This is a genomic window from Mesorhizobium sp. M2C.T.Ca.TU.002.02.1.1 (assembly GCF_003997225.1).
The window spans coordinates 1-7,254 of record NZ_RZTO01000269.1 but is presented as its reverse complement, the minus strand read 5'-3'; the positions used below and the strand labels follow the sequence as shown (position 1 = coordinate 7,254).

Below are 7,254 nucleotides of genomic sequence, written 5' to 3'. Positions count from 1 at the left end.
GCCGCCGGCCGAGATCCAGGGACCATGCTCGCGCCAGGCTTCGAAAGCCTGCAGCCGGCGAAAGCACCAGTAAAGCTCGTCGGGGAACGAGGCGAAGGTGTATTCGGTCTCCGCGGGCTGGCCGATGACGGCGGCGGCCAGCGCCTTCATGCGCTGATATTCGGCGGCTTCCGCCGGACCCGTCACGAAGGCGTCCAGCCAGCGGATCGACAGCGGGCGGTTGAGCGGGTGCTGGTGCGGATCGCGGCCGAGCAAAAGCTTGCCGACCGCCTCATAGGTCTCGATGTCGTCGGCGAACCAGCCGAACGTGTCGAAGCTCGACGCCAGCTTCATCGCGCCGTCGAGCGAGATGCGGCCATGAGTGGTGCGCAGCCCGATCAGGCCGCAGAAACTCGCCGGCGCGCGGATCGAGCCGCCGGTGTCGGAGCCGGTGGCGATGTTCGCCAGTCCGCCGGCGACCGCGGCGGCCGAACCGGAGGAAGAGCCGCCGGTGACGCGGTCGGGCGCGGCGGGATTGACCGGGAAGGGGAAATGCGCGTTCTGGCCGAACAGCGAGAAGGCCAATTCGTCGGTCTGGGTCTTGCCGACGAATCGCGCGCCGGCATCGAGAATCGTCTGCACCGCTTCGGCCGTGCGCGAGGCGGCATGCGCCTCCTCGAATTTTTGCGGATTGCCGCAGCCGGTGCGGTAACCCGCGACGTCATAGATGTCCTTGACGGCCAGGCGCAGACCGGCGAGCGGGCCCAATTCCGCATTCGCCACAGGCATTTGGCGCAGATCGAGGAAGGCGTTCAGCGGTCCTTGAGTTCCTGGCATCGTTCGATTTCCGGATACGGTGCGACAAACATTGTTCGATGCCAGAAATTTTACAACCTGCGCTTACGATTTTTATTGATTGTGAAACCCTTCGCTCCTATATCGCGCTTGCCCAAAGTCGCACGTGCCTGTGGGTGTCCGCCGATCCTCGAATGGTGAGGGCAATCGGTAAGGTAACTGGAGCCAACCCCTCCAGTCGGTCAGTGGCCAACCACAAGACCGAGGACACCTTGAAGCAACGACGGTGCGGGCCTTTCTGGTTCTCTTCCGGTCGTCCAAAGACCGGGGTTACTAAAGAGGCACACCTTCATTGCCGGCAGTGCGGACGGGGTTCTCCCATCCAAGCCAAGGCAGACAAAGCGAACCGAGGCCGGGCAAGGCCAAGGTTCATCGCCGCGAGACGGCATTTCATGGTTCCGGGGTCTCCACCGGCTGGTTCCATGGATTTGACGTCCCGCCTTTGTTTGATCGCGTGTTCGCGAGGCCGACAGCTCGCGTCCGCACCCTTGTGCGCGCCGAAAGGCGTGATGGAGAGACCCCGATGGCCACCCAGCGCATCCTTGACTTCCTCGCCACCCGACGTCCGAACGGTCCCTGCCTCGTCGTCGACCTCGATGTCGTGCGCGACAATTTCCGCGCCTTCGAGAAGGCGTTGCCCGATTCCAAGATCTACTATGCGGTGAAAGCAAACCCGGCGCCGGAAATCCTGCGCCTCCTTGCTGCGATGGGCTCGTCCTTCGACACCGCATCGGTTGCCGAGGTCGAGATGGCGATGGATGCCGGCGCGCCGGCCGATCGCATTTCCTTCGGCAACACCATCAAGAAGGAGCGTGACATCGCACGCGCCTACCAGCTCGGCATCCGCCTCTACGCCGTGGACTGCGTCGAGGAGGTCGAGAAGATCGCCCGCGTCGCTCCCGGTTCGCGCGTGTTCTGCCGTGTGCTGACCGACGGCGAAGGTGCCGAGTGGCCGCTGTCGCGCAAGTTCGGCTGCGTGCCGGCGATGGCCGTCGACGTGCTGCGCCATGCCAGGGGCCTCGGCCTCGACGCCTATGGCGTGTCGTTCCATGTCGGCTCGCAGCAGACCGACCTGTCGGCCTGGGACCGCGCGCTGGGCGACGCCAAGAAGGTGTTCGCGACGCTCGCCGAGGAAGGCATCGTCTTGAAGATGGTCAACATGGGCGGCGGTTTCCCGACCCGTTACCTGAAGGACGTGCCGGTGGCCGAGGCCTACGGCCGGGCGATCTTCTCGGCGCTGCGCAAGCATTTCGGCAACGCGCTGCCCGAGACGATCATCGAGCCGGGTCGCGGCATGGTCGGCAATGCCGGCGTCATCAAGTCGGAAGTCGTGCTGATCTCGAAGAAGGCTGACAACGACAATGTGCGCTGGGTGTTCCTCGACATCGGCAAGTTCGGCGGTCTCGCCGAGACCATGGACGAGGCGATCCGCTATCCGCTGGTCACCCGCCATGACGGTTCGGAGACCGCGCCTTGCGTGCTCGCCGGCCCGACCTGCGATTCGGCCGACGTGATGTACGAGAAGACGCCTTATCCGCTGCCCTTGTCGCTGACCATCGGCGACGAGGTGCTGATCGAAGGCACCGGCGCCTACACGACCACCTACTCGGCGGTCGCCTTCAACGGCTTCGAGCCTCTCCGATCCTACGTGATCTGACCGGTTCGCAAGGACCGCTCAGATCATCCGGGCGGGCGATGATGTCGCCCGCCCGGGCTCGCTTGTGGAACAGATCTCCGCTCGTGAAGGATCGCGGACATGGAATACCTGACCAAATCGGCCATGGTGGCCACCGAAATTGCCCCCTCGTCCGGACCGTCGGCTGAGCTTTTCTCCGCGGGGGAGAATGGCTCGACGGCAGTGCTTCTTGGCGCATTTTCTTACGGCGAACCGGTTTCCACTTCGCCTGAAAATGCGTTGGCGCCCTCCCTTGCCCTCAGGGCACAGGCTGGCTCGCGCAGCGCGCCGGACGAGGGGGCCGCCCAGGCGCCGGCTTTCGTCATCCTTGGCGAAGGCGCTGGCGACGTCGCGGCGCGCGAAGCGCTGCTCGATCGTGCCATGGGGCCGAAGCGCAAGAAGAAGTCGTCCGAGAAGCTGCGGCGCGGCCGCCGGCCTTCGGAAGGCCTGGCCTTCGTCGCCCGCGATGCCTCGGGCGCGGTTGTCGGCACGGTGCGGCTTTGGGATGTGAGGCTGGGCGAGGGCGGTCCGGCGGCGCTGCTGCTCGGCCCTCTCGCGGTCGAGCCGGGCTTGAAGAGCGGCGGCATCGGCTCGGCGCTGATGCGGCACGCGGTCGCCGAGGCCGAGCGGCTCGGCCACGGCGCGATCCTGCTCGTCGGCGACGCGCCCTATTACGGGCGGTTCGGCTTCTCGGCCGACCGCACCGGGGCGCTCGCGATGCCTGGCCCCTATGAGCGGCATCGGCTTCTGGCGCTGGAACTGAGGGAAGGTGCGCTGGCCGGCGCCAAGGGCACGATCAAGGCCGCCGGCCGCAAGATCAAGGGACAGGCGCCGGGCTTCGTGGCGTGACGTCTACTATTCGAAAAAAAACAACGCCGCCCGATGGGCGGCGTTGTTTTTGCGAACGATCAGCCGAGCAACTGGCTGAGCGCCATGGCGACCGTCATGTCGCCTTCGACCTTCAGCTTGCCGGCCATGAAGGCCATGGTCGGGTTGAGGTCGCCGGCGATCAGCGAATCCAGATCGTCGAGCGACAGCTTGATGGTGCAGTCGGTCGGCGCGTCGGTGGTCGAGACGGTCGCGCCGTCGATGACGATGACGCCGTCGCTGCCGGTGTCGAACTTGACCGAATGCTCAAAGCCGGCGCTGGCCACGCGCGACTTGATCTTGTCGGCAATCTCCTGAACGCCCATGGCGGTTCTCCTCGTTGGTTGCGTTGACGCGCACCGGCGCTTGGCCGCTGGGCGAGGTAGGCGCGCCGCGCCTGTGCGGTCGCCTGTCACCGGCGCATATAGCTTCGAGTTGACGTAAACGTCAACGCGGTCACCATGCGTCATGTCGCATCACGGGTAAGCTTGGCTAAGACATCCGTGCCGAGTTTGGCCGGGCAATCAATGCTCCGGCGCGGTCTTGAACGCCTTGGTCATCGCCGCCGCGGTTTCGCCGGCATTCTTGCGGCGGCGAAGCGCGTTGTCGCGGATATCGTCCTTGGAGAGGAAGTTGACCTGATCGATCAGCACCTCGTGCACCAGCTCGACGCCGACGCGTGTGTTGATGGTGTCGCGGATCGACTTGCGGAAGGCGTCGAGATCGATCGATCCCTTCTTGGTGAAATCGATCTGCGGGTTGGAATAGAGGTAGGAATAGACCTGGTCGGTCATCAGCGCCTGCGCGGGGACCGACAGCTTCTTTATTTCTGCCGGTTCCACCGTATAGACGAGCTTGGTGAGGAAATAGCCGTCGATCGAGCCGTCGCGCAGCAGCGGCACCGAGATCATGTCGGTCTTGACGTAGTCGAGGCCGCCCAGCATCGGCTTCGGCGGTTCGGCCGCGCCGCGCTGGCCTGCAGCCTGGAAGGAATAGAAGACCGCGCCGAGCGTCACGGCGCAAATCCACAGCGCGGCGGCGATGAATTTTATCACCGGGTCTTTCCTTGCGCCCCGATCATCTCAATCATGCCCGCGCCATGCCGAACTCGCCGGCCGAATAGGTGCCGTCGGTATCGGCGCGCTGGATGGCGTTCCTCAGAAGCGTGGCGACCTCGTTGACGGCGTTGAGATGGGCAAGGATCGCCGCTTCGTTCTTCGCCAGCTTCTGGCGCAGCCGCAGCAGGCCTTCCTTATGCTGCTCGAGGAATTCGATCTCGTTGGCGCCCTTCAAGGCGCGGTTCAGCTCGTAGAGGTACCGGCTCTTGCGCGCGTTCGAGGCCTTGAGGTCATAGGCCGTTCCGCTGCGGATACCGGCGGTCTCCTCGTCCACGACTTCCTCGATACGGCCGATGATGGCGGCGAGGTTGCCGGGTCGTGCGGCGGCGAGCGCCTCCATTGCGTTGGTGCGCGCGGGAAGGTTGGAAAGGTCCGTTTGGTCGGCCATGTAGGTCCCTAGATCTTGATGTCCGTTTTTATGGTTGTGTCGTCGCCGGTCATCGACCGTGCGGCCTTGCGCTCAAGCTCCTCGACCATCGAGGTCGAAAGCCGCGTCTGCTGGTCGATCTCGGTTTTCTGCGGTCCGCCGGCAACCGGGCCGACCGGCACCTTGTGCTTGCCGTCGAGATAGTGGTCGGCAAGCATCGACCGGGCGATGCCGATGCCGCCATGAGCGGCCATGACATCGGCCACCTTTTCGGCAAGCTGCGACTTCCACATGTCGCCGGCCAGGCCCTTGCCGTAAACGCCCTCGGTGTCCTTGGGCATCATGTTCTGGATGAAGGTCGTCAGCACCATCGCCTCGAAGCGCTGGAACTTCTTCGCGGGGTTAGCAGCTTCCGCCTTGTCGGCCGTGGCGCGCGAGAGCACGGAACTGGCATCGACCGTCGCGGATGGATCGAGGGAGAAAGCGCCAGGCGCACCACCCGCGCGCCTGAGGAGCGCCGCCCGCGCGGCCTCGACATCGGCCGGCTCCGCTGCGCGGGCAACGTCCATGACGATGTCGCTGGGTGGGGAAATGGCCAAGAAAGTCCGCCTTTTGCCGGTTTTGTTATCCGCACAATGACTGAACAAGCTTGTGGCAGGCTTGCGAAGGTTAGCCGTCGGACGTTCGCTTTTGCGTGATCAGGTCGAGCCGCTCGCGGTCGGAGCGCTCGCGCTCGTCGCGGCGACGCACATCCTTGTAGGCACGCTCGACCATGTTGGTGCGCGCCGTCGCGGTGGCGATCAGCGCGGCTTCCTGGCGCGCATTTTCGAGATTCTGTTGCTGCCGGCCGAGCGCGTCGGTGATGCGCTTGTGGTAGAGCGCGGGAAAGAGGCCGGCGAGCGATTTATCGGTGTCGAAGCGCTCGATCAACTCCTTGGCCTCCGCTTCGGCCTTGACGGCTGCGGCGAGGAAGCCGGCATGGCGGGTCTCGTGCAGCGCTTTCAACTGCTCCTGGACCTTGACCAGTTTCTTCAGGCGGTCTTTGCGCGTGGTCATGGCTACCGCGCCAGCGTGAGGTCGACGAAGCCGTCGACGAACAGCGACAGCAGCGTGCCGACGGCGAAATAGAAGATGATCATGCCGCCGGCGATGACGAAGGGCAGCGAGATGAAATAGACCGGGATCTGCGGCGTCAGCTTGTTGACGAAGCCGATCGTCAGATTGACCAGGATGGCATAGGCGACGAAGGGGCTGCCGAGCCGAATGACCAGGAAGAAGGCGTCCGACACCGTGTCGGTGACGTCGACCAGGGCCGCCTGCGGGTTGAAGAACACGTTGACCGGGGCGACCTGGTAGGAGGCGACGAGAGCCTTGACGATCTCGTGGTCGAAGTCGAAGACGAAGAGCAGAAGCAGCGCCGAGAACGAGATGATGGCGGCAAGGGCCGCCTGCGGTTCCGGTTCCTCGATCGCCGGCCCGCCCGAGCCGCCATAGCCGATCAGCATGGCGATGGCAGAGCCCATGAAGCGCAGCGCCTCCATGTAGAGCCTGGTCATGGCCCCGATCAGCCCGCCGACCAGCAGCTCGGAGACGATCATCGGCGCGAGCACCTGCGGACGCGGATCGACGAAGGGGTAGATGCGGTCCCACAGGAAGGCGAGCAGGCCGCCGGTCGCGGCCACCGAGACGAACAGCCGGATCTGGATCGGCACACGGGCGCTGGACAGGCCCGGCATCAGCATGAAGCAGGCGCCGATGCGGCAGAAGGCGAGGAAGGCGGCGATGACGACGCCTTGCGAGAGCGCGTTCACGAGATCGTTCCGAGCACCTTGATCTCGACGCCCTTGGCGATCTCGACATGGCTGAGAACGGGAAGCGTCGTGAACAGCCGCTCGATGATCATGCGCACATAGGGACGCGCGTCGGGCGCGGTGACGAGCACGAAGCGCTCGCCGGCCTCGAGATGCTTGCGGATCGCCTTTGTGGCGTCCTGGCCGAATTCCTCGAGCTGGCGCGGATCGATGTCGAACTCGCGCACCTCGCCCTTGGCGTCGCGCTTGAGGCTCTGGTGGAAGGCGAGGTCCCAGCGGTTGCCCAGGCGCAGCACCTTGAGCATGCCGCCTTCGGAAAGGTCGCCGCAGATCTGCTGCGCCATGCGGATGCGCACATGCTCGACGATCTGTTCGGTGCGGCGCACATGCGGCGCGATCTCGGCGATGGCCTCGATGATCAGATGCAGGTTGCGGATCGAGACGCGCTCGGCGAGCAGCAGCTTCAGCACGGCCTGCAGGCCGGGGTAGGAGATGTGCGAGGTGCAGATCTCGTCGGCGAGCTTGCGGTATTCGGGGTCGAGCCGTTCGAGCAGCGCCTTCATGTCCTTGTAGGACAGAAGC

At 64.9% G+C, this 7,254-nt stretch carries 10 protein-coding genes; 2 read left to right on the top strand and 8 right to left on the bottom strand.

Features of this window, described 5'->3' with window-relative positions; translation table 11 throughout:
- The coding region (locus EOD07_RS16140) for an amidase (protein WP_127236177.1) at positions 1-816 on the bottom strand (816 nt) is incomplete at its 3' end.
- Positions 817-1,357: 541 nt separating this feature from the next.
- Here EOD07_RS16140 and odc2 point away from each other — a divergent pair.
- Complete coding sequence (odc2, locus tag EOD07_RS16135; RefSeq protein WP_127236176.1) at positions 1,358-2,491, top strand: ornithine/lysine decarboxylase; 1,134 nt, start codon at positions 1,358-1,360, stop codon at positions 2,489-2,491.
- A 342-nt stretch (positions 2,492-2,833) separates the two neighbouring features.
- Positions 2,834-3,358 (top strand): N-acetyltransferase, encoded by a 525-nt coding sequence (locus tag EOD07_RS16130; protein ID WP_052458254.1) that lies wholly within the window; start codon positions 2,834-2,836, stop codon positions 3,356-3,358.
- A gap of 59 nt (positions 3,359-3,417) precedes the next feature.
- Here the strand turns inward: EOD07_RS16130 and EOD07_RS16125 are convergent, their stop codons facing one another.
- From EOD07_RS16125 to EOD07_RS16095, 7 genes are all read right to left on the bottom strand, one after another.
- Complete coding sequence (locus EOD07_RS16125) at positions 3,418-3,702, bottom strand: SCP2 sterol-binding domain-containing protein (RefSeq protein WP_040990022.1); 285 nt, start codon at positions 3,700-3,702, stop codon at positions 3,418-3,420.
- 198 nt (positions 3,703-3,900) lie between these two features.
- On the bottom strand, positions 3,901-4,431 hold the full coding sequence (locus tag EOD07_RS16120) for a hypothetical protein (protein WP_041004735.1): 531 nt from the start codon (positions 4,429-4,431) through the stop codon (positions 3,901-3,903).
- Positions 4,432-4,462: 31 nt separating this feature from the next.
- A complete protein-coding gene (locus EOD07_RS16115) occupies positions 4,463-4,882 on the bottom strand; it encodes a hypothetical protein (protein ID WP_127236175.1) in 420 nt (139 codons plus the stop codon).
- 8 nt (positions 4,883-4,890) lie between these two features.
- A complete protein-coding gene (locus EOD07_RS16110; RefSeq protein ID WP_127236178.1) occupies positions 4,891-5,430 on the bottom strand; it encodes a rod-binding protein in 540 nt (179 codons plus the stop codon).
- 100 nt (positions 5,431-5,530) lie between these two features.
- Positions 5,531-5,917 carry a hypothetical protein gene (locus tag EOD07_RS16105; RefSeq protein ID WP_127236174.1) on the bottom strand — a complete coding sequence of 129 codons (387 nt, stop codon included), beginning with the start codon at positions 5,915-5,917 and terminating at the stop codon, positions 5,531-5,533.
- Positions 5,918-5,919: 2 nt separating this feature from the next.
- Positions 5,920-6,672, bottom strand: a complete 753-nt coding sequence (gene fliR, locus EOD07_RS16100; RefSeq protein WP_040990013.1) for a flagellar biosynthetic protein FliR — start codon at positions 6,670-6,672, stop codon at positions 5,920-5,922.
- Positions 6,669-7,254, bottom strand: a 586-nt coding sequence (locus EOD07_RS16095) for an FHIPEP family type III secretion protein (protein WP_206519478.1), incomplete at its 5' end; no start/stop codon positions are given. The genes fliR and EOD07_RS16095, both read right to left, overlap by 4 nt.

Bases quoted from the DNA above. Each gene is read 5' to 3' on its own strand.
- EOD07_RS16110 (WP_127236178.1), bottom strand. From the start codon at position 5,430: ATGGACGTTGCCCGCGCAGCGGAGCCGGCCGATGTCGAGGCCGCGCGG.
- EOD07_RS16105 (WP_127236174.1), bottom strand. From the start codon at position 5,917: ATGACCACGCGCAAAGACCGCCTGAAGAAACTGGTCAAGGTCCAGGAG.
- odc2 (WP_127236176.1), top strand. From the start codon at position 1,358: ATGGCCACCCAGCGCATCCTTGACTTCCTCGCCACCCGACGTCCGAAC.
- EOD07_RS16125 (WP_040990022.1), bottom strand. From the start codon at position 3,702: ATGGGCGTTCAGGAGATTGCCGACAAGATCAAGTCGCGCGTGGCCAGC.
- EOD07_RS16115 (WP_127236175.1), bottom strand. From the start codon at position 4,882: ATGGCCGACCAAACGGACCTTTCCAACCTTCCCGCGCGCACCAACGCA.